Raw genomic sequence first — 26,059 nt, 5'->3', positions numbered from 1 at the left:
AAGATTTCTTACTAGCTCATTATACCAAAAAAGGACAAATCTCCTCTTCCTCCTAAGTCTGTCTAAACAAAAAAAGAAACCCGCAGGCTTCTTTTCTTATTTTATCGAGAGGCTATTGGTAATAGTCTATTAATTAAACGATACCTTGTGCTGACATAGCATCTGCAACTTTAAGGAATCCAGCGATGTTGGCACCCACAACAAGGTTACCTTCATGACCAAATTCTTTAGCAGCTGCTGCAGCATTTTCATAGATACCTTTCATGATATCGTAGAGTTTAGCATCAACTTCTTCGAATGTCCATTGTGTACGTCCGCTGTTTTGTGCCATTTCAAGAGCTGATACAGCAACACCACCGGCGTTAGCAGCTTTGGCAGGACCAAATGATACACCAGCTTTAAGGAAGACATCAATAGCTCCCAAAGTTGAAGGCATGTTAGCACCTTCTGAAACAGCCAATACACCATTTGCTACAAGTGTTTCTGCATCTGTTTCATCCAATTCATTTTGAGTTGCACATGGGAATGCCAAGTCAGCTTTAACTGACCAAACTGTCTTTTCACCACCAGCAGGTGTGAAGGTTGCATTTGGACGAGCTTCTGCATATTTAACGATACGTTCACGTTTAACTTCTTTGATTTCTTTCAACAAGTCAACGTCGATTCCGTCTGGATCATAAACAAAACCAGATGAGTCAGAACATGTTACTGCTTTAGCACCAAGGCTTTGCAATTTTTCAATAGCGTAGATGGCAACGTTACCAGCACCTGAAACAACTGCAGTTTTACCGTTAAAGTTTTCACCACGTGCATTAAGCATTTGTTCTGCAAAGTAAACAGCACCGTAACCAGTTGCTTCTGTACGAGCAAGTGATCCACCCCAGTTCAAACCTTTACCAGTAAGAACACCTGTGTACTCGTTACGAAGACGTTTGTATTGGCCGTAGAGGTAACCAATTTCACGTCCACCAACACCGATATCACCTGCAGGTACGTCTGTATCTGCACCAATGTGTTTGCTCAATTCAGTCATGAAGCTTTGGCAGAAACGCATGATTTCGTTATCTGATTTACCTTTAGGATCGAAGTTTGATCCACCTTTACCACCACCGATTGGTTGACCAGTCAATGAGTTTTTAAAGATTTGTTCGAAACCAAGGAATTTGATGATTGATTGGTTTACTGATGGGTGGAAACGAAGACCACCTTTGTAAGGACCAATAGCTGATGAGAATTGTACACGGAAACCACGGTTTACTTGTACTTGTCCTTTATCGTCAACCCATGGCACACGGAATGAAACGATACGTTCTGGTTCAACCAAACGTTCCAAAAGGTTTTCTTCAATATATTTAGGATATTTATCGAAGACAGGAACAAGTGAATCGAAAACTTCTTCAACTGCTTGAAGGAACTCAGCCTCATGGCCATTTTGAGCTTTCACTTTTTCAAAAACGCTAGCAACGTACTCTTTACCTGTTGTCATATCAATGTTTCCTTTCAAATAATTACCTTAGTAATTTAATTACATGAATAGTATAAATTTTCAGAATCTTCTTGTCAAGTATTTTCTGCTATTTTTTTGATTTTTATGTTAGGTTTTATGACATAGCAAGTGACCTCTCTTTTTTAAGTTAATCCTAAAATGTTATCAATTCAACAATGTAAGCGGATTCCATTTTTCTAGTTTTTCTCCAAAATTTTTTAAACTTTTTTTGAACTTTAAGGCTAAAATGTGTTGAAAATAATTTAGTAAATTTACTATTTTTACATTTACAAAGATTACCAACTATGTTATCATGAATTTAGTAATTTTACTAAATCTCAAAAAGGATCATTTTTATGAAAAGAAAACAATTATCTGGAAAGCGCATCGGCATTGTTTTTGGAACTTTCGCTCCAATGCACGTTGGACACGTTGACCTCATTACCAAGGCAAAACGCGCTAATGACAATGTGCTCGTCATCGTAAGTGGCAGCAACACACAAGAAGATCGTGGGACACGCGCAGGCCTATCACTCAATCGACGTTTCCGTTATGTTCGAGAAGTCTTCTATGATGATGAATTAGTCGTTGTGGATAAACTAGACGAAGCTGGGATGCCAGCCTATCCAGAGGGCTGGGTGCCTTGGGTTAATCGTGTCAAAGAGCTTATCGCTAAGAATACGGATGATCCTGAAAAGATTACCTTCTATGTTGGAGAGCCAGAGTATGTGACTGAGCTCAATCGCTATTACCCTCAAGCTCAGGTAGAACTCATCGAACGGTCTATTATCAATATCTCTGCTACTGAGATTCGAGACAATCCGATGGAAAATTGGCGTTTTATCACCAAGCCTTTCCGTCGCCACTTTACGCGCAAGGTCCTTGTTGTGGGCTCTGCTAGCGGTGGAAAGACTACTCTTGTTAAGGATTTGGCCCGCACTTACAATGCTCCCTGCTCTCTGGAATATGCTAGGGAATATCAAGAAAAGTATAATGTACGAGATGACGAGTTAGATACCAACGACTATATTCACCTCCTAACAGATCAATATGCCCAGACCTCTGATATCATTGACAAAGGGCAGCATTCGGGTCTTATTTTTGCCGACACCAACTCAACAGTCACCAAGGTTTATATCGATTACTATTTGAAAGAAAATATTTCTAAAGAAGAATTTGACATGCTGGATAGGCTCTATCAGGTAACCCAGGCCCGTGAAAAGTGGGATTTGATTTTTGTGATTCTGCCAAAATCAAACTATGTGGATGATGGTTTCCGTGACATGACTATGGCTGATAACCAAACACGTGACTGGTTTACCCAGCACCTCTTAGACCTCCTATCACCATTTAAGGATAAAATCGTTATTTTAGGGGAAAATAGTAATAGCGACAGCTTCTTTGCGGATAACTACCATCACGCTAAGAAGGCAATCAAGGAACGTCTACACATCGAGATTTAGAAGACTGATGTAAAGCCATCATCATTTGAACTTACAATAAATAAAGGAGGAAACCTATGACTAAAACCTTCGAAAACTCTGGTGGTGAAAAGGAATTTTTGGACATCTATCGGCGAGAAGAAATGGATAAGTACGTGAAGCCCTCAGTGACCGTTGACTCGGTCATCTTCCGCTATTATGAAGGAAGAGTCCAAACCTTACTTATCAAGCGAAAAAACCATCCCTTCATGGGGAAATACGCCCTCAGTGGTGGCTTCGTTCAGGAGCAAGAAGATCTCAATCTAGCTGTCTGTCGTGAGGTACAGGAGGAAACATCCGTTAAACTCAACCCTGACCACATTGAGCAACTCATTACAGTGGGAACACCTTATCGTGATCCTCGAATGTGGACCATTACAGTGGCTTATCTCTGCTTTATGACCTTTAATGACATTCAAGTGGAAAAGGCTGCCGACGATGCGGCGTCTACGCATTGGTTAGACATCGCCATGGTAGACGGTCGACTGCAACTTGTTGATGGCGATAAGACACTGTCACATGATGACCTCGCCTTTGACCACTGGGAAATCCTCTTAACAGCTATGGAACGTATCAAGGGACGACTCGAATACTATCCAACTATCCTTTCCATTATGCCCGAGGAAAACACCTTGACTACCTACCGTCAACTTTTTGGTACCTTTAATGAAGACTACCTCAAGATGGATTCCACAAATTTCTTGCGCCGCTTTAAACACCTCTTCCAAAAAACAGGTCGTCAGGTAGCTACGAGAACCAGAAAGGCTGCCACCTACACTTATCAGATCAAGCCACTCTAAAGTAAGGTCTTTGTTTGACAATTTGATACTTACATAGTAGTATTAAGAAAAATTAATAAGAGGTATCCTATGAAAAGTTTTACATTGATTAGTGGAATTCTCATTACACTCTTGGGTGTCTTTTTCTTCGCTAATCCTACAAACCTTCTTGCCATCGTTGGTTGGCTGTTTGCCCTAGTGATGCTCATATCTGGTGTTTCAAGTCTCATGGTTTATTTTAAACGAGATAACGAAAACCGCTCCTTCTTCCAACTGCTTCAGAGTATCATTTCCATTGTTTTTGGGATTATTTTGCTATCAACATCAGCATGGGTGCTCTCAGGTGTAGCTGTAACCATTATCGCTTGGTGGCTTCTTGTCTCAGCCTTTACACAAGGCTTTCAAGCTCATCGCCAACGTCAATTCGGCTTCTCAGGACAACCCGCCCTGTCAATCGCCTTAATTTGTCTGGTATTTGGGCTCTTGCTCTTTAGTGCTCCGTTTTTCTCAGCCTTTCTTATTGGGCGCTTGGTAGCTTCCTTAATTATCTTTACGGGTGTTTCAGTCCTTTCCTTTTCATTCCGCTTGTGGTAAGAAGAAACCAGACACTACATAAACATAAAAAAGCCTTGCAAATGCAGGGCTTTTGTCATACTTTGATTACTAAAGAGCTTATCCCTCTAGCTCACTCAAATACTCATAGCGTTCATACTTTTCAAGTAAGGTTTCATTAGCAGCATCCAAATCACGTTGAAGGGTAGCTAACTGTCCATAATCGCTAGCATTTTCAAGCATGGCTGCTTCAATCTCTTCGATTTTGGCTTCAATGTCAGCAATCTCATCCTCGATGGTCGCCCACTCTTGTTTTTCAAAGTAGCTCATGCGTTTTTTGTCTTCTTTGACTTTCTCAACTTTAACGCTAGCTTGCTCTTTTTCCTTCTCGAGGAGGGCTGATTGCTCTTGTAAGAAGGCTTTTTCATCAAGATAGTCAGTGTAGTTACCAAAGAACTCTCGCACGCCACCCTCTTCAAAGGCTAGAATCTTGTTAGCTACCTTGTCCAAGAAATAGCGGTCGTGACTTACTGTAACGACAGGGCCGCCAAAACCATTAAGGAAGTTTTCCAAAACCGTCAAAGTTGCAATGTCCAAATCATTTGTCGGCTCATCCAAGAGCAGAACGTTAGGCTTTTCAATCAGAATCTTAAGTAGATAAAGACGTTTCTTTTCCCCACCAGAGAGCTTGGCAATCTGTGTCCCATGGGTAGAACGAGGGAAAAGGAATTGCTCCAAGAGCTCTGTGATACTGGTTGTTCCAACCGTTGTCTTAACTTCATCTGCAACTTCTTGCAAGTAGTTAATGACACGCTTGCTCTCATCCATATCTTTAATTTGCTGTGAGAAATAACCAATACGTACCGTCTCACCAATATCTAGAACACCAGCTGTAGGCACAAGGTCGCCATTAATCAGATTGAGCAAGGTCGATTTCCCGACACCATTATCCCCAACAATACCGATACGATCACGATTTTGCATGATAAGATTGAAATCACTGAGAATTTGCTTGCCATCTTCATAAGCAAAATCGACATGCTCGAAGTTCACTACTTTCTTACCAATACGGCTGGTCTCAAAGTTAATTTCAAGATCGTCATTATTAACCGTTTGGTGAACCTCACCCTTAAGGTCCTTAAAGCGATTGATACGAGCTTGTTGTTTGGTTGCACGTGCCTGTGGTTGTGTTCGCATCCATGCCAACTCCTGCTTATAGAGTTGCTTTTTCTTGTGAAGGGCTGCTGCATCTCGTTCATCTTGTTCGGCCTTTAGACGCACATAGTCTTGATAATTCCCTTGATATTCAATCAGATTAGCCTGGTCTAACTCAAAGATACGTGTGGCTACATTGTCCAAGAAATAACGGTCGTGGGTAATAAAGAGTACCGTTTTTTTAGAAGACTTGAGAAAATTCGTCAACCAAGCAATAGTATCAATATCCAAATGGTTGGTTGGCTCATCCAAGAGCAGGAGATCTGCATCATTCAAGAGAACCTGAGCCAACTGCACACGACGACGAAGACCACCTGAGAGGTCCCCGACCTTTTGCGAGAGATCTGACAATCCCAACTTAGACAAGACTGTCTTAACCTCGCTCTCAATAGACCAAGCATCTAGACTATCCATCTCAGCCATAACCTTCTCCAAGCGAGCCTGATTCTCCTCAGAATAATCTGCCATAAGGGTTTCATATTCACGAATCAAAGCCATCTCACGAAGGTCTGATGACAAGACCGTATCAAGCACTGTCTTGCTATCATCAAATTCTGGCTCCTGGGTCAAATAAGCAATCTTATAGCCATTAGCCTTAGTGAAAGGTGACACATCACCATCAAAACCAATACGCTCAGAGACAACATCTAGCAGGGTTGTCTTACCTGTCCCATTGACACCAATAATCCCAATACGATCCAAATCATGGATAATGAATGAAATCTCTTTAAAAACCGTCTTATCCCCAACGGACTTGGTTAATTTTTCAACAATAAAATCTGACATCTTTCTTCCTTTTTACAAATAACACCGCTACGGATCCTACGCATGCTCTGTAGCGGTGTGTCATTTTTATCACGTCTCTAGACTTATTTCATAGCTTGAACAAAGGCCATGATGGCTTCCTCGGCATTAGCTAGTTGACCATCAACGATGGCATTTTCGATAGCCTTAAGTGCACGACCAAGGTCCGGACCAGGTTTGAATCCTAGCTCCTTCATCAGTGTGCCACCATTCACAACGATTTCGTGCTTATCATGGATGAGCAACTGACCATCCAACTCGGCAATACGCTCATAATCGACGTCCAAGCCCTGAGCCCGTCTCAAGGTTTCAGCCTCCTCTATGAGTTCCTTACCATACTGATAAACATCTTGTTTAGTCACGGCTCTCTCCAAACGGAAATTGAAAATCTCAATCAAGGACTGAACTATCTTTTGGAAATTAACAGACGTCTTCCATTTTTTAAGGAAAGAGCGTGGATTATCATGCTTGAGAGCCAAAAGAGTTGCCGCCCAAGCCTGTTCAGAACTTGTAAATCTAAAGTTCTCCACATAGTCTGCCACAAAAGACTGCCATTCTTCAGCAGTTTCTTGAAAATCTGGAAGATACTGATAAGCCTTTGTCGCTAGAAGTGCCTTGATTCCTTTTTTCCAATGTGGGGCCAAAAGCAACTTATCGAACTCGATGAAACTTCGCTCAATCGAGATCTTTTCCAGAAGTGGGGCATGGCTGGTCATAGCCTGAAAAGTCTTTTCTTCGATATCAAAGTCTAAACTCGCGGCAAAACGTAGTCCTCGCATGATACGAAGTGCATCCTCGTTAAAGCGTTCCTCAGCCTTACCAACAGCCCTCAAAACACGATTGTCCAAATCAGTAAGACCATCAAACTTGTCGATAATCTCAGCATTTTCATTAAGAGCAAAAGCATTGACTGTAAAATCACGACGCTTAAGATCTTCTTCCAATGAACGCACAAAGGACACGCTAGACGGACGACGGTAATCTACATAGACGTCCTCTGTTCGGAAGGTCGTCACTTCATACTCACCGCCATTTTCCAAGACCAAAACGGTCCCATGCTCAATACCAATGTCTACCGTACGCTCAAAAATCTGTTTAGTCTCCTCAGGATAAGAAGACGAAGCAATATCAACATCGTGAATGGGACGGTTGAGAAGGGCATCGCGGACCGATCCACCAACAAAGTAAGCCTCAAACCCTGCAGCCTTAATTTTCTCTAATATTGGTAAAGCCTTCTGAAATTCAGAAGGCAAATAACTTAATCTCATAGTAAATGTTCCAAACCATAAACAAGCTGATTACGTTTAACAACTTCTTTAATCCCAAGATTAACACCACCCATAAAGGAAATGCGGTCGTAAGAGTCGTGACGCAAGGTCAATCCTTCTCCTTGGGCACCAAAGATAACCTCTTGGTGAGCCACAAGACCTGGCAAACGCACACTGTGAATACGGAAACCATCAAACTCCGCACCACGTGCCCCAGCAAGTGTTTCCACCTCATCCTTAGCTCCCTGACGTTTAGTCTCGCGAACCTCACGAATAAGTTCAGCCGTTTTCACTGCTGTACCTGAAGGCGCATCTTTTTTCTTGTCATGGTGAAGCTCAATGATTTCAAGATCTGGGAAATATTTGCTAGCTTCTGCCGCAAACTTCATAAGAAGGATAGCACCAATAGCAAAGTTAGGAGCAATCAAACCACCAATAGACTTGTCTTTAGAAAGGTCTGTCAATTCCTGAATTTGTGCTTCAGTAAATCCTGTGGTACCCACAACTGGTGCAAAACCATTCTCCAAAGCAAAACGAGTATTTTCATAGGCAACAGCTGGCATGGTGAAATCCACCCAGACATCTGCGTCAAAGCCAACCAAATCCGCTTTATCTGTGAAGACAGGAACACCGTCCACTTCTTTTTCTGTCGCAAATGGGTCAAGCAAGGCAGCCAAAGTCAATTCGTCATCTCCCTTGACCATTTCAACCGCAGTTGAACCCATTCTTCCTTTAAATCCAGCAACAATAACTTTAATAGACATGTCATTTTTCCTCTCTATTGATTTTAATCATAGACAAACCCCATTCCAGATGGATAGTACTTATTTGGTAAATTTAGGTGTTATACCTAGTACTAGTGCTCCTTCACCCAAGTGTGTCGCAATTACAGCACATAAGGATACCACTGTTGAAACGCTAATTCCCTGTGCTTCTAGCTGCTTTTTAAAATCTTCAGCTTTTTCAGGAGCATTGGTGTGAAGGATACTAAGTTCCATTTCACGATTTTCCTCAGCTAGGGCAACCAAACGTTTCACAGCTTTCTTCTCTGTACGCACCTTTTCAAAAACAACGATTTTTCCTTCGTCATTAAAATTCAAAATAGGTTTGATAGACAAAAGATTTCCTAAAATCGCCGAACCATTCGACAAACGGCCACCCTTAACCAGATGATTAAGATCATCCACAAGAATATAAGCCGTCGTTTGGTCAACTTGCTCCTCAAGCTTCTTCAAAATGTTCTCAAAAGACATTCCTTGGGCTGACCAATGCAAAACGTTTCTCACCATAGCTCCCATAGGAGCTGCTGTGATTTTTGTATCAGGAAAAGCAATCTTCAACTTGGCATGGTCCTCAATCAAAAACTGACTATTGGCCCAAAAACCAGAGATTCCTGAAGAAAGGAAAAGCCCAATGACATGGGTATAACCTTCCGCCTCCAACTCCATAAGCAAGTTATCCAAGTCAGCTAGATTAGGTTGCGACGTCTTGAGCAGTTCCTCAGAGTTTGCCATTTGTTCATAAAACTGATTGACATCCAAGTTTTTTCCTTCAACAAAAGGCTGCCCCTCAATGATGACTGGAATATCTAAAACATAAACATCAGCATGGCCCTGAATCTCAGCAGGGAGATTAACCGATGAATCCGTAATAACTGCAAGAGACATCTTAGAACTCCAAGTTGATACCTGGGCGATCCAAGGCAATTTCAGTTACTTCATAAGTCAAACGTTGAAGCGTATCCAAGAGCGGTGCAGCCAAGGCTTCTGCTTCTTCTTGTGAGAAGTCTTTTGGTTCATTGACGATACGGTTTTGAATATGGTCCATTTGAGAAACAATCCCTGAGATAACAAACTCATCACGGACAATCATAAATTGCAAAACAGCTACAACAGACGTATTGTTAGCTTCTTCATCTTTATTGTGCAACTGGAAAGTTACTTCAACATTTGTTTTAGGCACACCATTCTCTTTTTCCCACTCATGGTTACGAACATCATAGTGGTAACGGTTAACAAATACTTTTTCGCGAATTAAATCCATTAGTCATATTCTCCTTGATACAATTACTCTTTATTATAGCATAAATATGCTTTATTATGGGAATATTATTGACAGAAAAATGAGTATTTAGACTGATTTTGACAGCAACAATAATCACTAGAAAAGTAGGAGCTTTGATTTAGGACTAGGACTACTAAAATAAGGCTCCTTCATCAGAAGAGAACCCTTATATTGCCAGCTAACAATCCCTCAAAGAACATTTCTGCTGTCCCTTTTCATCAAAATTCTCAGGAGCTAGCCAATTCTCAAATCGTTTCTTAAGTGCCGGCCACTCACTATCAATAATCGAGAACCAGTCCGTATCACGGCTACGTCCCTTATAGATAGCATGGTTACGAAAACGCCCCTCATAGGTGAACCCTAAACGCATGGCAGCATTGGCAGAAGGACGGTTGAGACTATCACATTTCCACTCATAACGACGATAGTTAAGATCTTCAAAGACATATTTCATAAGCAGGTATTGAGCTTCTGTAGCTGCTCGAGTCTTTTGTAAAGCAGGTGCTAAAATCACTCGTCCCATCTCAACACTACGATTTTTTGGTGTAATAGCCATAAGTGAAAAGGTTCCCAGAACCTTACCTGAAGCCTTATCCCTGATGGCAAAGAAATAAGGGTTATCGGATTGCTCATAATCCTCCAAACACTGACGTACAGCTTCTTCAGATTCAAATGGATCGGCATACATATAGGTCCAATCAGAAAGAATCTGATTAGTAAAGTAAAAGTCTAAAATGTCCTTATAATGCTCTGCAACCGTCAAATGTTCAACGCTACAATAACGACCTTCTAATAGAGCAACATCTGGCATTTTACCTGGACTGGCATCTGCTAGACTTGGCCCTACTTCTTGTTGGTAGTGATTTAAAGGCATAGGATTCTCCTTTTTTCATAAAGAAAAGCCTACACAAAAGTGCAGACTTTAGCTTAATTATTTAGCAACTGGGTATACAGATACTTGTTTTTTGTCGCGACCTTTACGTTCGAAACGTACAACACCTTCAACTTTAGCGAAGAGTGTATCATCACCACCACGGCCTACGTTTACACCTGGGTAGATGTGTGTACCGCGTTGACGGTAAAGGATTGATCCACCTGATACAGTTTGTCCATCAGCTGCTTTAGCACCAAGACGTTTAGCTTGTGAATCACGACCATTGGAAGTAGAACCCCCACCTTTTTTGTGGGCGAAAAGTTGCAAGTTTTCAAGAGTTTTCAACATAAGATTGTGTCCTTTCTTAGTGATTAGTCGCTAACTTACGCGTTGATAGCGTTGATAACAACTTTTGTATAAGGTTGACGGTGACCTTGTTTACGGTGGCTACCTTTTTTAGGTTTGTATTTGAAAGTAACAACTTTCTTTTGTTTACCTTGTTTTTCGATAGTTCCGACAACAGTAGCTCCCTCAACAACTGGAGTACCTACTACAGTTTTATCACCACCGACAAGAACAACTTCGTTAAAAGTTACTTCTGATCCAGCTTCAGCGTTGATTTTTTCAACGTAGATCGCTTGACCTACTTCAACTTTAACTTGTTTTCCACCAGTTTTGATGATTGCGTATGTGCTCATGATGCACCTCCTATTAAAATTTTTAATGTGTCTGAGGTTTCCCTCTGTGAAGACTCGCCTAGTACTGCGGGGACGAACCCACTTGCAAACAGTAGTCGTGCGGTTGCACAGGACGTGCATTTAGTCAACGTTACAATTCTATCATTTTTTCCCTCTAATGACAAGAGAAAAAGTTATTTTGATTATTCTTATTCTGCTCATTGAAATTTATCAAAGTAACGATTACCCTAATCAACTCTTATTCCATATCTTCCTAGAAAAGTCTTAGCTAGAGCCCGCTCCAGACCAACTAAGGAAAGGCTCTTATCCGTTGTCAAAATTTGATAGCGTTCACTTCCTTCAAAATAGAAGTGATTCAATGCCTGATAGCCATTTCGTTCATAAAATGCTAAACGTTTTAAACGTTGAGCCCGATTAGAGACTTGCTCCTCATCCATAGGTTCAATCGTAAGCACACACGGTCGTACCCCTGCTTTTTTCTTAACTTGTGCCAAAATCTGACTGCCATATCCCTGAGACTGTTTACTTTCTTTAACCGCGAGAAAGAGTAGGTAGACCAGGTTATCAGTACAGATTACATAGGTAAAACCAATAAAAACTCCCTGATCAAAATAAGCCAAGAAAGATTGTCCATTTTTCAAACTGTTCCAAGACAATTGCCAAAGTGGGAGTCTCTCCTCCACAGGAAAAGCCGCTTCATAAAGCGAAGCGACCATCTTGAATGTTGGTGTCAGAGGATAAATGTTACGAATCTCTAGTGTCATTTTCCTAACCAATAACCTTCTTATAATCTTCTGGTGTTGCTACATGAGCATGCTCACGTTGGCGATCAAGCAAGTGACTGAGGAAGTCACGGTTGCCCAAGGCTTCTTTAAGTGTTTGCTTAAATTGCCCAGCATTCATTGGTGAGAAGATATTACTTGGCGCGGTATACTCAGGACCATGGCTAGTGTTCGTAAAGGCAAGGATAAGCAAGTTATTTTCAAAGGCAGCACGTGTCGCTGACAAGATTTCATTTTGATGGTTAATATCCAAGTAAAAATCAGCTTCTTTATAAAGGCGCTTAACCTGCTCCGTTGTAATATTAGGGTAGAGGCTAACATTACTATATTTAGCCAAATCCATCAAGCGACTTGACATTTCTGTGATTGCTCCAACATGATAGTGCATGGTAGGTACTTCACTGACAATGCTTTCCAAATGTTCAATCTGGTCTGAATTGGTCAAGATAAGCGCTTGATTTTGGAAGTTGTTCTGACGGGCAAATGGATACATGAATCCAAGGAAGGCCACGCGAGAAGCCTGCTCTGGACTAACCAACTTTAGAAGATTCGTATAAGCTGTGTAATCTTGTACAACAATCTTAGTCTGACGATGGTTGCTCTCAAGAAGCAGACGCATATTTCCAGGAACTGAATCAGTGATAGGCTCTTGCCAGAAGAGAACGTCTTGACCAGAATTTGGAAGATTCATAGTTGTCAAGAAAGGTGTCGCCAGTGAGTTGTATAGAATACGACTCAAATCATAACCAGCTTCTTTAAGATAGAAGACTACAAATTCAGATTTATTTTTGAAAATGTAGACCTTGTCTTTCCAATTCAAGATAACGTCTTTAGTCAAATGGTTGATGACGATAACTTCCTTGTTGTCTGGAGTGAAATAGCTCGTAATGGTCGCTTCTTGCTTAACATTATAGGTTGTTTGTGAGAAACGGTAACCCTTGTTATTGTAGCGATCAGTCACGCGCAAGCGTCCTGACTCATCATACCAGTCAACAGCTTTAACCAGACGTTGGTGAGCAGGATGCGCATAATGAATATGACCACGTTTCTTATCAAAACGGAAGATTTCCGCATTGCTATTCGTTCCTATAATTTCCCAGTAGTCAGGCACAGGGACCTGATTAAAGTAAAGTGCAGAACCTTGAACCTTGTCAAAACCAGTGAAATAAAGGTAGGGTGAGGTCACATCACTAGGCAGAAAGCCATCATCTGAAAGACAAACTGTTGTATTTACATAGCCAGCGACAATCAGTGAGTAATGGAGATCCCAACTACCCTGACTATAGTTTTCAAATAAATTAATCATGACTAGTCATCTCCTTTACTAAGTTAAGCCACTTCTGCTCGATTTCCTCTGTCAAAAAGCCTTTGGCGATATCATAAGAAACTTGATGAACATGCTCCAAATCTGAGCGATTGAAGAAGGCTACAATTTTCTCTGCCAAGGCAGCCACGATAGCAGGCTCATCATCTTTTTCAAAACGAGGAATGAGGTAGCCATTTTCATTATCCTTGATAAAGGTTTGGTTCCCATAACGAACATCAAAACCAATCATACCGAGACCCGATCCCACGGCTTCTAGAAGTGTCAAGCCAAACCCTTCACTCTTAGAACCTGATAGGTAAAGTTCGTAGTCCTTGTAGACTTCTGTCAAGTCTTGGTGACCTTTAAGGTGGATATAATCCTGAGCTTGATTTTCCTCGATAATGGTCTTAAGCTTGGCTTCTTCAGCACCTGTTCCATAGATATCAAAGTTTACTTGTGGCAGACTTTCTTTAGCCTTAACGACAGCCTTGGCCAACCAGTCCACGTGTTTTTCATTGGCCAAACGTGAGGCTGTGATGATAGAGAATGGTTTACGCTCTCCTTCAGGCTTTCTCAGTTTATCCACACTTCCCACAGGGATGGTTACGATATGAGGCGTAAACGGTGTGTATTTATTGAACTGATCTAGCATAATGCTACGTTGACGCTCTGTCGCTGTGATAAAGAAATCAACCTTATCCGCATTGCTGAATTGGTACTCGTAGAAGTTATTCCATAAAATAGTCTTATCTGTCACAGCATTTTCACTAAAGTGCTCTGCATGAACCACAACCCCAAGCTTAGCAGGTTTGGCATTACGGAAAACGGCCTGCCCTGTACCAGTTGCACGGTCCAAGATGACGATATCCTGGTCAGTTAGACCAAGTTGAGACATGAAGTAGGCGATAAATTCATGCTTAGATGACAAAATCTTATCTGGAAAACGGAAGACACTATCCTTACCATCAACAATTTCATCATAGGCAACACTACCATCCTCATTGAAGAAACGACGTTGATAGAGGTGAGCCTTATTGTCTACCGGTGTGTAGTACTCTGTGAACATCTTAGTGTAAGAGTAAAAATCTTTACGGATTAAGCAACCACGCGATACTTTTTCCACACGGTGAACAATATCTTCACCTTCTTTACGCAAGTAGGCTGCATAGAAGATATCTTCCTTGGCACAAAAGAGCTTAACCACTTTACCATTAATCTCACGACGCGTGATGTCATAAGGAATTTCCTTTTCCAAATCCTTGACAGTATAGGTCGTTGGAGCAATTTTTAGGTCTGTAAAATAGCTGTAGAGCCAGATGATGTCTTCATCCGCAAACCCCATGTTACGGGTTAAATCAGAAAGATTGTCCTGCAAGAACATATCCATAAAGACAAATTTGGCCTTAATACCTGTGTTTTTGAAAATTGTAGAACGATAGGCCTGAGCGTATTCAACACCACTTGATGCCCAACCGATTCCTAAATTGATGTTATAAACAGTCATGTATTTTCCTTTCTGGGTAAAAGTTCAACATCGACATTTCTTTTTCGACATACCTAACTCTAGTAGCAGCTAAGCACTGCTATGTTAGTACGATATCTTCCTAGATTAGAGCAAGTCTTCGATAAGTGTATCCACTTCGTCTTGCGCCTCTTCAATAGGTGTGATTTCAGTCACCATGATTCCTGCAACCGCACGTTCAACCAAGGCGTCAACATCCATACGACGTTCATATTGTTCGACATTTTTGATTTTTGGATTAGTCTTTGGACGGTCAGGTGCAAAGATGGTACAGCAATCCTCAAAAGGTTGGATGGAAATGTCAAAGGTATCAATTTTTTGTGCCAAATCAATGATTTCCAACTTGTCCATAGTGACAACCGGGCGAATCACTGGCGTACATGTAACAGCATTAATCGCCTGCATAGACTCCATAGTCTGACTAGCAACCTGACCAAGACTTTCACCATTGATAATCACAAGGCCTCGGCGTTCTTCACGAATGCGGTCCGTAATACGCATCATAAAGCGACGTGTCAAGGTCATCAAATAAGCCTCAGGCGCTTTTTCTTTGATTTCCTCTTGAATTTCAGTAAATGGTACTTCGATGAACTGAATATTACCTCCAAATTTAGTCAACTTACGGGTCAAATCTTGAGCCTTTTTAAGAGCTCCAGGACTAGTGTAAGGAGGACTTGCAAAGTGGACAGCTTCGATATCTACACCACGTTTAAGCGCAAGATAACCTGCCACTGGTGAGTCAATCCCACCTGAAAGCATGAGCATTCCTTTACCAGCAGTACCTACAGGTAGGCCGCCTGCTCCTTTGATTTCCTCGTGAGAAATATAAGCCGCCTCAGCACGAATTTCTACCTTAAGGTTGACATCTGGTCCCTTCATCTGAGCCTTAATGTCAGGCAATACATCAAAAACTGCATTTCCTAAAGTAAGATTGAGCTCACGACTGTCAAGGACAAAATCGTGGTCGCTACGTTTAGCAGTTACCTTAAAGGTAAGACCGTCACGATAGAGGCCAGTCATAATATCTTGAACAGCTTTTTTCAAGACTTCGACATCTTTTTCAAACTTGTAAACAGGACTAAAGGCTTGAATACCAAAAATTTGCTTCAAAGACTCTGCTACTGGCTCGTAGTCTGTACCATTGAGATAGATATGTCCACGGTCTCGATCAAAAGTCACTTTAACTTCTGGATAGATGGATAGGACATCTTTAATATTATTTCTAAGTTTATTGATAAAGCGCATACGGTTCTTGCCCTTGGTAGACAATTCACCATAGCGAACCATAATTTCTGAATATGTTAGTGTCATTCCTTTTCCTTTTAAATGTGAATTTAGTTTTATTGTTTAATCGATTAAATCTTGCTATCTCACTTTTTGTGTCTTGGCATAGACCTGCTTGAAAATCGTGAGGAACTGTTCCACCTGTCCCATATCATTGTCATCATCAAGACTGATACGAACGGCCGTTTGAGCTAACTTAGTCGGTACACCCATAGAAATAAGGGTTCCCGCTGGTTTACCCGCCTTAGATGAACATGCTGATGTCGTTGAAATATAGATTTGATGCTCTTCAAAAGCATGGACAATAACTTCACCTCGAACACCCTTGATTCCAAAGGTCAAAATATTGGGAGCAAAGTCTTCACCTTCACCTGAGAAAATAGTAATATCCTCGTACTTAGCCAATTCGTCAAAGATAATCTTTTTCATCTTGGCAATTTTAGGAAGAGAAAATTCCTCTTTGTCAGTTACCAAGCGCAAGGCCTTGGCCATACTCGCAATGCCGGCAACATTTTCAGTCGTTGAACGAAAATCTTTTTCTTGGCCACCACCAGTTAAGAGTGGCGTAATCTTTTTCCCTGCCTTTTTGTAGACAAAACCGACACCACGAACAGCATGAAACTTGTGACCAGAAAAAGTCGCAAAATCTACACGGTCAGTTAAATAGGACGATACTGGAATCTTTCCAATAGCCTGGACAGCATCCACATGAAAAGATATGGTAGGCTCATTAACCAAGAGATCTGAGATGGCTTGAATAGGTTGAATTGATCCGATTTCATTATTAACAGCCATAACCGAAACCAAGATTGTGTCAGGGCGTAATAATCCAGCAAGAGCTTCAACATCCACAAACCCTTGCTCATTTACTGGTGCATAAGATACCTCGAAACCATGTTCTGAAAGCCATTTGGCAGATTCTTTTACCGCAGGGTGTTCAATATCAGAAACAATGATGTGATTGCCGTAAGGCTCCTTTTCGAAAGCTACACCTTTGATGACCCAGTTATCACCTTCGGTTCCTCCAGACGTAAAGAAAATCTCATCGGCTGATTTTCCAATGAGTTCCGCAACTTGCTTACGAGAAGCCTCCAAAATACGTGTCGCAGATGTTCCTAATTGGTGTAGGCTGGATGGGTTCCCAAAAATTTTAGTAGCCACTTCTTGATAGGTTCTAAGTGCCTCTGGATAAGGCACCGTCGTGGCCGAATTATCAAAATAAATCATGATTTTTCCTCGATTTTTATTTACTATTTATTATAGCATAATTTTTTTAGCAATTTTTGCGAGAAAATCATATAATAGAAAGTACGAAATATTTTTAAGGAGAGCATCATGTCTGAAAATTACTCACGCCGTAATCATTCATCAAAAGAAGAAAAAAAATCTGCCCCAAAGGTGACTGAACACGTTACAAAAGGCTTCACTGCCTTCCAAAAAGTCCTTACTGCCGTCGGGACAATTTTATCAATCATCGTGGCTTCAATCACTATCATGAATTTCACAGCCTCTAAAAATAAGGACACTTCTGATTCATCAGCCAATCAATCAACTGTAGTCATCAAAGAAGGCAATAATAAGACTCAAGAATCAAGTGCTGCCTCATCTAGTTATGGCAATGCGACTGATTCAGAAACAGAAACAAGTAGCCAAGCAGGAACTAATACCTATTCGTCATCTGCAGATACAACAACGGGTGGCAATACGACTACCTCTTCATCAGCAGCTACTGCAGACACAACATCTGGCAATGCGACTACTGGTGGTGCAACAACTGGTGACGCCGCTTCTAACTAAGACATGTAAAAGGCTAGGAAACCCTGCCTTTTTTCTATAATCCTATGAACTATACAGAAACTCTAAATTTTATCCATTCTTTCAAGGGCAATGGCCGTCGCCCTCAACTCGAACGTATGCGTTGGCTCTTGAAACAAGCTGGAGATCCCCAGTCTCACTATCCAACGGTACATATTGTCGGGACCAACGGTAAGGGGTCAACAACTAGCTACCTACAAAATATCCTAACAAAGTCAGGCTATCAGGTCGGGACTTTCACCTCCCCTTATATTACTCGCTTCAACGAACGTATTAGTATTAACGGCACAGAAATTCCTGATAAGGATTTGATTAGCCTTGTCGCGAAAGCTCAGGTTATTCTCAACGATTTAGAAGAGCACACTAATTTTGGCAGACCAACGGAATTTGAGTTGGTCACCTTACTCATGTTCCTCTACTTCGACCTTAAACAGGTTGATATGGCTATCATTGAAGCTGGAATTGGTGGACGACTTGATTCGACCAATGTTCTTTCGCCAGAGCTTGTCATCTGTACTTCGATTGGCTTTGATCACACTGAAACCTTGGGCAATAGCCTTTTGGACATTGCCAATCATAAGGCAGGCGTCATGCGAGAAAATACACCCATCTTACTTGGTCGGGTCTCTACAGAAGTTGAACATTTCTTCGACCAAAAATCACATGACCTACAAGCTCCTTTAGCCATCATTGATAGGGAAATTCAGCTGCTTCCGAAAGACAATCGAACGATCCAAATTTCTTATGACCATTGGGAAAGTCCAAATCTTAAACTTCCAATGTTAGGGCAGCATCAAGAAAACAATGCTGGGCTAGCTGTCACTGCTGCCCATCTCCTAGCTCAAACATTTTCTAAGATTACCGATAAGAGCATCCAAGAGGGGATTGAAGAGACGCATTGGCCTGGTCGTAGTGAGTGGATAGGAAATAACATTTATCTAGATGGTGCCCATAACCCTCAAGGAATTGCCAGCTTAAAGCAGGTACTAAAAGATAACTTCGCTAATCGTAGGGTACATATCCTCTTTGCAGGACTTAGACGAAAGCCTTTGGCAGACTTACTAGAGGAATTGAAAGATTATGATATAACGGTAACCAGCTTTGACTTTTTTGAGGCACTGCCCTTGGACGACTATCCCAAAGACTTCAAACGTGCAGCCGACTATAGAGACTGGTTAGCACAAGCTGAATCATCAAATTCTGATGACCTATTTGTTGTCACTGGATCTCTTTACTTTATCTCAGAAGTAAGAAACTACTTAATTAACGAAAGAAAGGCCTGAAGGCCTTTTTTTATTTAGACAGTCTATAGTTTTACACAAAGTGTAGGCTGCTATTTGAACACAAAGAAAAGTCTGAAACTCTCGGTTAACAGACTTTACTTTTCTATCTCATCGTTATAAATTCTTCTGAACCCGTTAGAAGGATAGTTTCAATTGAACCCATTCAGACACAAAGAAAAGCCTGAAACTCTCGGTTAACAGACTTCACTTTTCTATCGCATCGTTACAAATTCTTCTGAACCTGTTGGATGAATGGCAACCGTATTATCAAAATCAGCCTTAGTTGCTCCCATCTTAATAGCCACAGAGAAACCTTGAATCATCTCATCAACACCATAGCCAATACCGTGAAGACCAATGATTTTTTCATCCTCACCAAGCGTTACTAATTTCATAGTTGAAGGCTGACGATTCTCTCCAAGGGCCGTATACATTGGAGTGAAACTAGATTTATAAACCGTAATATTCTCCTCACCATATTTGGCGATTGCTTTTTCTTCAGTCAAGCCAACAGAACCAATAACTGGATGGCTAAAGACCACAGTGGCTACATCAGTGTAATCAAGCTTAGCATCAGCTTTATTGTTGAAGAGTCGCTCTGACAATTGACGTCCAGCCTTGACTGCAACTGGTGTCAAATCAAGTTTACCAGTTACATCGCCAAGGGCATAGATTCCAGGAACAGATGTATTTTCAAACTCATCCGAATAGATTGTTCCTTTTTCAGTCAGTTTAACACCTGTCTTTTCAAGTCCAAAACCAGAGGTGTTGGCTGCGCGTCCAATAGTCCAGATGAGGCAATCAACAGTAATCGTTTCTCCATTATCAAAACTAATGGTTAAGGAATCATCTGCATTCTTCACTACCTCTGTCACATTAGCATGCGTATGGAGGGTCGGACCAGATTTAGCCATTTCATCAACTAAAACATCAACGATATCCTTATCAAAGGTACGCAATGGACGATCTTTACGCACAAAGAGGTGTGTATCACTTCCAAGAGCATTGAGAACACCAGCAACCTCAACGGCGATGTAGCCAGCACCAATAACAGCTGTACGTTTTGGCACCTCATCTAGTTCAAAGAAACCATCGGAGGTAATCCCATATTCACTACCTGGAATGTTTGGATAAAGGGCGTGACCACCAGTCGCAATAAGGATATGGGGTGCTGTATAACGCTCACCCGCTACTTCAACCGTATGAGGGTCAACAAATCTTGCATACTCGTATACACGTTCAACGCCATTGCTATCAAAACCACGCTCATAAGAACCATGGATACGGTCGATATAAGCCTGACGATTGGCCTTAAGCGTTGCAAAATCAAACTTATTAATTGTCACATCAAAACCGTACTCGCCTGCATAACGGTGAAGGGTTTCAGCAACCTGAGCACCATACCACATGACCTTTTTAGGCACACAACCTACATTGACACAGGTACCACCGACCTCTTTTCCTTCAAAGAGAATAACCTTAGCACCATGCATGGCAGCACGATTGGCACTGGCAATACCACCAGAACCACCACCAATGACAATATAATCGTATTCTTTTACCATATTTTACCTCTTATGTTTCTTTATACAGCGTACTGGCTACTAGATAAGCCATTTCTGCCTATACTTTATCATAAAATAGGTACCCTGACAAAAATCTGCTACGACACAAAAAACAGGCTCTATAATTTCTGTAGTGGGTAAAACCACTGTAGAGATTATAGAGCTTTTTGAGTGTAAACAAAAAGTCCCATAAGAACTATAATGAAAAGCAACCAAACCATCATTAGGAAGAACTTATGAGACTTATTAAGAATACCACAGAATTAATCGGAATTAAAGACCCTAACATCATTATTTCTCTTGTTTTGGAAACTAATACTCATATCGAGATTCATGCAAAACTTGATTATTCTGCACCACCATGCCCTCATTGCCATGGAATGATGATCAAGTACGACTTTCAAAAATCTTCTAAAATCCCTCTTCTTGAACAAGCTGGAACTCCAACACTACTACGTCTGAAGAAACGTCGCTTCCAGTGTAAAGTGTGTAAGAGAGTAACGGTGGCTGAAACCTCAATCGTTGAGAAAAACCACCAAATCTCCAACCTTATCCGACAAAAGGTTGCACAACTTCTAACTGAGAAGGTATCACTAACGGATATTGCCAGAAGACTTCGTGTATCGACGTCCACTGTCTATCGTAAACTTGACCAGTTTACTTTCAAGGAACATTATGACAAACTCCCAGCTGTTATGTCCTGGGATGAGTTTGGGTTCAAGAAAGGTGAACTCGCTTTTGTGGCTCAAAACTATGAGACCAACAAACTCATAACCATCCTTGATAATCGCTGCCAAACTACTATACGAAACTATTTTTTGAAGTATCCATTGAAAGTCCGACAACAGGTACAGTTTATCACGATGGACATGTCAGGAGCCTATATGCCACTGGCTCGCAAACTCTTCCCTAACGCCAAAATCGTTCTTGATCGATTTCACATTATCCAGCACCTTGGTCGAGCCTTTTTAAAGACAAGAATTGCGATTATGAATCAGTTTGATAAGAAGTCACTACCTTATCGAGCTTTAAAAAATCACTGGAGACTCTTCCAAAAGGACAGCCGTAAGTTATCTCTCAACCCTTTTTACTCAAAGACCTTCCATCAAACATTATGCCCACATGAAGTCGTTGAGAAGACACTGAATTTCTCAGAAGAACTCTCCAATTATTATAACCTCTATCAGCTTTTGCTTTTTCACTTTCAGGAGAAGAGGGGGAATGAGTTTTTTGAACTCATAGAGGAGAATATAAGCAAGGTCAATCATTACTTCAAAACAGTCTTTAGGACTTTTCGTAAACATAAACAATACATCAAAAATGCACTAGAAACACATTACTCAAATGCAAAATTGGAGGGGACCAATAAGCTTATCAAAGATATTAAACGTCTAGGCTTCGGTTTTAGAAACTTTATTAACTTTAGGAAGCGTGTTTTCATCACTCTGAACATACAAAAAGAGAAAACCTATCAGGTTCTCTCTAGATGTTAGCTTTTCGTCACCCACTACAGTTGACAAAGAGCCAAAAAACAACCCCGTCACAACGAGATTGTTTTGTCATATCTTATTTATCTAGTGGTTTACGGAGGAATCCGAAGAGGATACCTGATACCACAGCACCAATCAAGATGAAGAGAAGGTAGAGAAGGGCATTTGATGTGAGGGCAATAACGAAGATACCTCCGTGTGGTGCCATCAATTTGATTCCTGCCATACCTACAAGAGCACCTGTAAGAGCTGAACCGACGATAAAGCTTGGGATAGCGCGTGCTGGGTCAGCTGCACCAAATGGGATCGCACCTTCAGTGATGAATGAAAGTCCCATAACAATGTTTGTCAAACCAGAGTTGCGTTCTTCTTCAGTAAATTTATCTTTAAACAAGAGTGTTGCTACAAATACTGCCAACGGAGGAACCATACCAGCCGCCATAACTGCTGCCATAACAACTGAACCACCTGAAGTTACTGTTGCTGCGAGAGTACCTGTACCAAAGACATAAGCTGCTTTGTTGACTGGTCCACCCATATCCACTGCCATCATACCACCAACAAGGAGACCAAGTAGTACGGCTGAGCTTCCTGACAAGCTTGACAAGAAGTTATTAAGACCAGTATTAATTGCTGCCATTGGGATATTTACTGCCAACATCAAGAAACCAGTAGCAAATACACCAAGAAGTGGCAAGAGCAAGATAGAACGAATTCCTTCAAGGGCACGTGGAATACCTGCCAAGAGTTTACGAAGAACAAGGATAACACCACCTGCAAGGAAACCACCAACAAGAGCTCCAAGGAAACCTGAAGATACGCCAGCAAGGGCAAGGGTTGCTTTACCACCTGAAGCAAATGGAACACCACCAAAGGCTGCACCACTTGAAGCAATAGCACCAGCTACGAAACCTGATACCAAACCTGGTTTTTCAGCGATAGAGTAAGCAATGTAACCTGCAAGTACTGGAAGCATGAAGCCAAAGGCAGCGCCACCAATTGTCTTGAATTGAGCAGCAATTTCATGGTAAGAACCAAGTTGTGACAATTGATCTTTAGGAACACCCATGATTTGGTCAAGCAAGAAGGCAAGCGCAATCATGATACCACCACCGATAACGAATGGAAGCATTTGTGATACCCCACTCATCAAGTGTTTATAGAAGGCACCACCAAGGCTCAATTTCTCACTTGATTCTTGAGCAGATCCAGCATTTTCAGCATGGAAAATTTCAGCTTTACCATCCAAGATGTTTTGGATTAACTCTTGAGGTTGACGAATACCTGCAGCGACTGGTTTAGAAAGCAATTTTTTACCATCGAAACGTGCTGTTTCAACTGCCTTGTCTGCTGCTACGATAACACCTACAGCCTTACTGATTTCTTCAGCAGTCAATGGTGTTCCGACACCTGAAGCACCGTTAGTTTCAACACGAACATTGACACCCATTTCTTCACCTGTTTTAATTAGTGATTCTTCAGCCATGTAAGTGTGAGCAATACCAGTTGTACAAGCTGTTACGGCTACGATAAGTGGTTTATCGCTTGAAGCTGCTTCTTTAACAGCTTGTGCTTTCTTAGCTTCCTCAGCTTGTGCTTCTTCTTCACCCGTATTGAAAGCAGCAATCACTTCATCTGGAGAAGTCACCTTACGCAAACGATCTGCAAAACCATCTTGCATAAGGTATTTTGACAACTCAGCGAGGGCTGCCAAGTGAGTGTCATTTGCTCCCTCTGGAGCAGCAATCATAAAGAAGAGGTCTGTAGGTTGACCATCAAGTGATTCGTAATCTACACCTTTATTAGATTTAGCAAAAAGTACTGTTGCTTCTTTTACTGCAGCATTTTTGCTGTGTGGCATAGCGATTCCATCACCCAAACCAGTTGATGTTTGTGCTTCACGAGCCATAATACCTGCTTTGAAAACATCAAAGTCAGTCACAACACCATTGTCAACCAAGCTGTTAATCATTTCATCGATAGCAGCTTCTTTTGTAGTTGCTTGAAGGTCAAGCAACATTACTTTTTTGTTCAGTAAATCCTGAATTTTCATAGTTTTTCTACCTCTACTTTATTGTATGTTTCTTTAATAAATTCAATTGTCGCTAAGTCATCTGAGAAAGCTGTAGATGTTCCACACGCTACTCCCCACTTGAGAGCCTCAATCGGATCACCAGATTTAACAAACTCACCAGTGAAACCAGCAACCATCGAGTCACCCGCACCAACAGAGTTTTTAACTGTTCCCTTGATTGGTTTGGCAAAATAAGCAGCCTCTGGTGTGACAAGCAGCGCTCCATCACCTGCCATTGAGATGATAACGTTCTGTGCCCCCTTAGCAAGGATTTCACGCGCATATTTTTCAACATCAGCCAAACCATTAAGTTTGACATTGAAAATAGCTTCTAACTCATGATTATTTGGTTTAACCAAGAGTGGTTGATAAGCCAAGGAATCAAGCAAGGTTTGTCCTTCAAAGTCACAGACAACCTGTGCACCCGTTTCACGCACTAGTGGAATCAATTTGTTATAGACCTTATTTCCAAGATTGCTTGGTGCTGATCCAGCAAAAACAACCACATCATCGGCACTTACACTTGAAAGAACTGCTTCCAATTCAGCCAATTGATACTCATTAATGACAGGTCCTGCACCATTAATTTCAGTTTCTTGGTCAGCCTTGATTTTAACATTAATACGTGTGTCTTGATCCACTGCTACAAACTTGGTTTTAATGCCCTCTGCATCCAAACCATCTGTCACAAAACGTCCTGTAAAACCACCGATGAAGCCCGTTGCAGTATTATCAACACCTAAGCGTTGCAAAATACGACTAACATTAATACCCTTACCGCCAGCGAACTTATCATCACTCTCCATACGGTTAACTTCACCAATCTCTACTTTATCGATACGAACAATGAAGTCGATTGATGGATTCAGCGTTACAGTATAAATCATACTTCAATAACCCTCGTTTTCTCTTTTAATTCTTTTAGGAGCTCTTCTTCCGAAGCATTTGTAATTATGGTTACTTTTTCAACCTCAGCTACCTTAGCATAGGTAATCTGACCAAGTTTAGAGGCATCAGCTAGAACATAGGCTTTTTGCGCATTAGCTATAACCGTCCGTTTGATAACTGCCTCTTCCATGTCTGGTGTGGTGAAATAATGAGCATCAACGCCATTAGCACCAATGAAAGCACAATCAAAATTCAGTTGTCTGATTTGCTCTTGAGCAGTACTTCCAATAGACGCATCCGTTGAATGTTTAACCTTTCCTCCAACAATCCTAGTGCTAACACCAAGATCTACCAGCTTAACCGCATGATGGATAGAATTAGTCACAACCGTTACCTGACGATTGGCCAAATGTGGAATCAAAAGTTCATTTGTTGTACTAGCCTCAAGAAAGACGACATCACCTTCCTTAATCAAATCGGCAGCATAACCAGCTAACTGAGCCTTTTCTTGAACGTTTCTAATAGCTTTTTGACTATTGGCAATTTCTTCCTTTAGACCATGAATGCTTTCAGCACCACCATGAACACGTTTAAGTTGGCCATCTGCCGCTAACTCGTCCAAGTCACGACGAATCGTCGACTCGGAAGTATCACTTAACAAAACAGTTAGGTTTTCCAAAGTGACAAAACCATCTTGTTTCAACTGAGACAAGATAATCTGCTTACGTTCAGACTTTAGCATAATCTCTCCTTCTGTAATCGTTTACAAAATCTATTATACTCAATTTTTAATAACTGTCAACTAAAATCAGTCAAAAAAAATCAAAAT

23 protein-coding genes, 1 pseudogene and 1 other annotated feature are annotated in these 26,059 nt (G+C 41.2%); of the genes and pseudogenes, 6 read left to right on the top strand and 18 right to left on the bottom strand.

The features are described 5' to 3' along the window. Positions 1-133: 133 nt before the first annotated feature. Positions 134-1,486, bottom strand: a complete 1,353-nt coding sequence (gdhA, locus tag ACT170_RS00260; protein ID WP_002885547.1) for an NADP-specific glutamate dehydrogenase — start codon at positions 1,484-1,486, stop codon at positions 134-136. Positions 1,487-1,842: 356 nt separating this feature from the next. Between gdhA and ACT170_RS00255 the strand changes: the two genes are divergently transcribed. The 3 genes from ACT170_RS00255 to ACT170_RS00245 all read left to right on the top strand — a co-directional run bounded on the left by ACT170_RS00255 (position 1,843) and on the right by ACT170_RS00245 (position 4,340). After that, positions 1,843-2,949 (top strand): AAA family ATPase, encoded by a 1,107-nt coding sequence (locus ACT170_RS00255; RefSeq protein ID WP_014633960.1) that lies wholly within the window; start codon positions 1,843-1,845, stop codon positions 2,947-2,949. A gap of 56 nt (positions 2,950-3,005) precedes the next feature. Then, a complete protein-coding gene (locus ACT170_RS00250; RefSeq protein WP_444817874.1) occupies positions 3,006-3,767 on the top strand; it encodes an NUDIX domain-containing protein in 762 nt (253 codons plus the stop codon). Positions 3,768-3,836: 69 nt separating this feature from the next. Continuing rightward, positions 3,837-4,340: an HdeD family acid-resistance protein gene (locus ACT170_RS00245; RefSeq protein WP_013990123.1), complete on the top strand. Its 504-nt coding sequence runs from the start codon at positions 3,837-3,839 to the stop codon at positions 4,338-4,340. Positions 4,341-4,418: 78 nt separating this feature from the next. On the opposite strand, the gene ACT170_RS00240 is transcribed toward ACT170_RS00245, so the two are convergent. The 13 genes from ACT170_RS00240 to ACT170_RS00180 form a co-directional block, all read right to left on the bottom strand. After that, positions 4,419-6,299, bottom strand: coding sequence for an ABC-F family ATP-binding cassette domain-containing protein (locus ACT170_RS00240; RefSeq protein ID WP_410541213.1), 1,881 nt, complete (start codon positions 6,297-6,299; stop codon positions 4,419-4,421). Positions 6,300-6,382: 83 nt separating this feature from the next. Next, positions 6,383-7,585: a CCA tRNA nucleotidyltransferase gene (locus ACT170_RS00235; RefSeq protein ID WP_195214741.1), complete on the bottom strand. Its 1,203-nt coding sequence runs from the start codon at positions 7,583-7,585 to the stop codon at positions 6,383-6,385. Next, positions 7,582-8,349 (bottom strand): 4-hydroxy-tetrahydrodipicolinate reductase, encoded by a 768-nt coding sequence (dapB, locus tag ACT170_RS00230; RefSeq protein WP_410532612.1) that lies wholly within the window; start codon positions 8,347-8,349, stop codon positions 7,582-7,584. Before dapB ends, ACT170_RS00235 begins: the two co-directional genes overlap by 4 nt. A 60-nt stretch (positions 8,350-8,409) precedes the next feature. After that, on the bottom strand, positions 8,410-9,252 hold the full coding sequence (locus ACT170_RS00225; protein WP_410532611.1) for a DegV family protein: 843 nt from the start codon (positions 9,250-9,252) through the stop codon (positions 8,410-8,412). A gap of 1 nt (position 9,253) precedes the next feature. Continuing rightward, positions 9,254-9,628: a DUF1149 family protein gene (locus ACT170_RS00220; RefSeq protein ID WP_002885550.1), complete on the bottom strand. Its 375-nt coding sequence runs from the start codon at positions 9,626-9,628 to the stop codon at positions 9,254-9,256. Between the two features lie 199 nt (positions 9,629-9,827). After that, positions 9,828-10,523, bottom strand: a complete 696-nt coding sequence (locus tag ACT170_RS00215) for a GNAT family N-acetyltransferase (RefSeq protein ID WP_014633953.1) — start codon at positions 10,521-10,523, stop codon at positions 9,828-9,830. A 57-nt stretch (positions 10,524-10,580) separates the two neighbouring features. Then, complete coding sequence (rpmA, locus tag ACT170_RS00210) at positions 10,581-10,871, bottom strand: 50S ribosomal protein L27 (RefSeq protein ID WP_002885483.1); 291 nt, start codon at positions 10,869-10,871, stop codon at positions 10,581-10,583. A 35-nt stretch (positions 10,872-10,906) separates the two neighbouring features. Next, positions 10,907-11,221, bottom strand: coding sequence for a 50S ribosomal protein L21 (gene rplU, locus ACT170_RS00205; RefSeq protein WP_002885597.1), 315 nt, complete (start codon positions 11,219-11,221; stop codon positions 10,907-10,909). 40 nt (positions 11,222-11,261) lie between these two features. After that, positions 11,262-11,336, bottom strand: a sequence feature (ribosomal protein L21 leader region). A gap of 112 nt (positions 11,337-11,448) precedes the next feature. Continuing rightward, the gene (locus tag ACT170_RS00200) at positions 11,449-11,985 is read right to left on the bottom strand and encodes a GNAT family N-acetyltransferase (RefSeq protein ID WP_048790147.1); all 537 of its coding nucleotides are present in this window, start codon (positions 11,983-11,985) and stop codon (positions 11,449-11,451) included. A 4-nt stretch (positions 11,986-11,989) separates the two neighbouring features. Further along, the gene (gtfB, locus tag ACT170_RS00195) at positions 11,990-13,309 is read right to left on the bottom strand and encodes an accessory Sec system glycosylation chaperone GtfB (RefSeq protein ID WP_002885503.1); all 1,320 of its coding nucleotides are present in this window, start codon (positions 13,307-13,309) and stop codon (positions 11,990-11,992) included. Then, positions 13,302-14,813, bottom strand: coding sequence for an accessory Sec system glycosyltransferase GtfA (gene gtfA / locus ACT170_RS00190; RefSeq protein ID WP_175061060.1), 1,512 nt, complete (start codon positions 14,811-14,813; stop codon positions 13,302-13,304). Before gtfA ends, gtfB begins: the two co-directional genes overlap by 8 nt. 105 nt (positions 14,814-14,918) lie before the next feature. Continuing rightward, positions 14,919-16,142: a tRNA uracil 4-sulfurtransferase ThiI gene (gene thiI / locus ACT170_RS00185; RefSeq protein WP_014633950.1), complete on the bottom strand. Its 1,224-nt coding sequence runs from the start codon at positions 16,140-16,142 to the stop codon at positions 14,919-14,921. A 54-nt stretch (positions 16,143-16,196) separates the two neighbouring features. Next, the gene (locus ACT170_RS00180) at positions 16,197-17,342 is read right to left on the bottom strand and encodes a cysteine desulfurase family protein (RefSeq protein ID WP_444817873.1); all 1,146 of its coding nucleotides are present in this window, start codon (positions 17,340-17,342) and stop codon (positions 16,197-16,199) included. A 108-nt stretch (positions 17,343-17,450) separates the two neighbouring features. On the opposite strand from ACT170_RS00180, the gene ACT170_RS00175 reads away from it, so the two are divergent. Together ACT170_RS00175 and ACT170_RS00170 are read left to right on the top strand one after the other, a co-directional pair. Next, positions 17,451-17,912 carry a DUF6556 family protein gene (locus ACT170_RS00175; RefSeq protein ID WP_022496261.1) on the top strand — a complete coding sequence of 154 codons (462 nt, stop codon included), beginning with the start codon at positions 17,451-17,453 and terminating at the stop codon, positions 17,910-17,912. 44 nt (positions 17,913-17,956) lie between these two features. Next, positions 17,957-19,213, top strand: coding sequence for a bifunctional folylpolyglutamate synthase/dihydrofolate synthase (locus tag ACT170_RS00170; protein ID WP_156685173.1), 1,257 nt, complete (start codon positions 17,957-17,959; stop codon positions 19,211-19,213). 212 nt (positions 19,214-19,425) lie between these two features. On the opposite strand, the gene gorA is transcribed toward ACT170_RS00170, so the two are convergent. After that, entirely contained in the window at positions 19,426-20,778 is a 1,353-nt protein-coding gene (gorA, locus tag ACT170_RS00165) for a glutathione-disulfide reductase (protein ID WP_022496024.1), read from the bottom strand. A 236-nt stretch (positions 20,779-21,014) separates the two neighbouring features. On the opposite strand from gorA, the pseudogene ACT170_RS00160 reads away from it, so the two are divergent. Beyond that, positions 21,015-22,264, top strand: a pseudogene (locus ACT170_RS00160) (ISL3 family transposase). Positions 22,265-22,344: 80 nt separating this feature from the next. Here the strand turns inward: ACT170_RS00160 and ACT170_RS00155 are convergent. From ACT170_RS00155 to ACT170_RS00145, 3 genes are read right to left on the bottom strand one after another with little or no spacing between them, the layout of a single operon-like run. Continuing rightward, positions 22,345-24,321: a PTS fructose transporter subunit IIABC gene (locus tag ACT170_RS00155; RefSeq protein ID WP_048790245.1), complete on the bottom strand. Its 1,977-nt coding sequence runs from the start codon at positions 24,319-24,321 to the stop codon at positions 22,345-22,347. Further along, positions 24,318-25,229: a 1-phosphofructokinase gene (gene pfkB, locus ACT170_RS00150; RefSeq protein WP_002885581.1), complete on the bottom strand. Its 912-nt coding sequence runs from the start codon at positions 25,227-25,229 to the stop codon at positions 24,318-24,320. Before pfkB ends, ACT170_RS00155 begins: the two co-directional genes overlap by 4 nt. Beyond that, a complete protein-coding gene (locus ACT170_RS00145) occupies positions 25,226-25,972 on the bottom strand; it encodes a DeoR/GlpR family DNA-binding transcription regulator (protein ID WP_014633945.1) in 747 nt (248 codons plus the stop codon). Before ACT170_RS00145 ends, pfkB begins: the two co-directional genes overlap by 4 nt. Positions 25,973-26,059 lie beyond the last annotated feature (87 nt).

Origin of the sequence: Streptococcus sp. cx1 (assembly GCF_052384325.1) — a bacterium.
Classification (GTDB): domain Bacteria; phylum Bacillota; class Bacilli; order Lactobacillales; family Streptococcaceae; genus Streptococcus; species Streptococcus salivarius_G.
The sequence above is the reverse complement of the archived record's forward strand: the minus strand, read 5'-3'. Positions and strand labels throughout refer to the sequence as shown.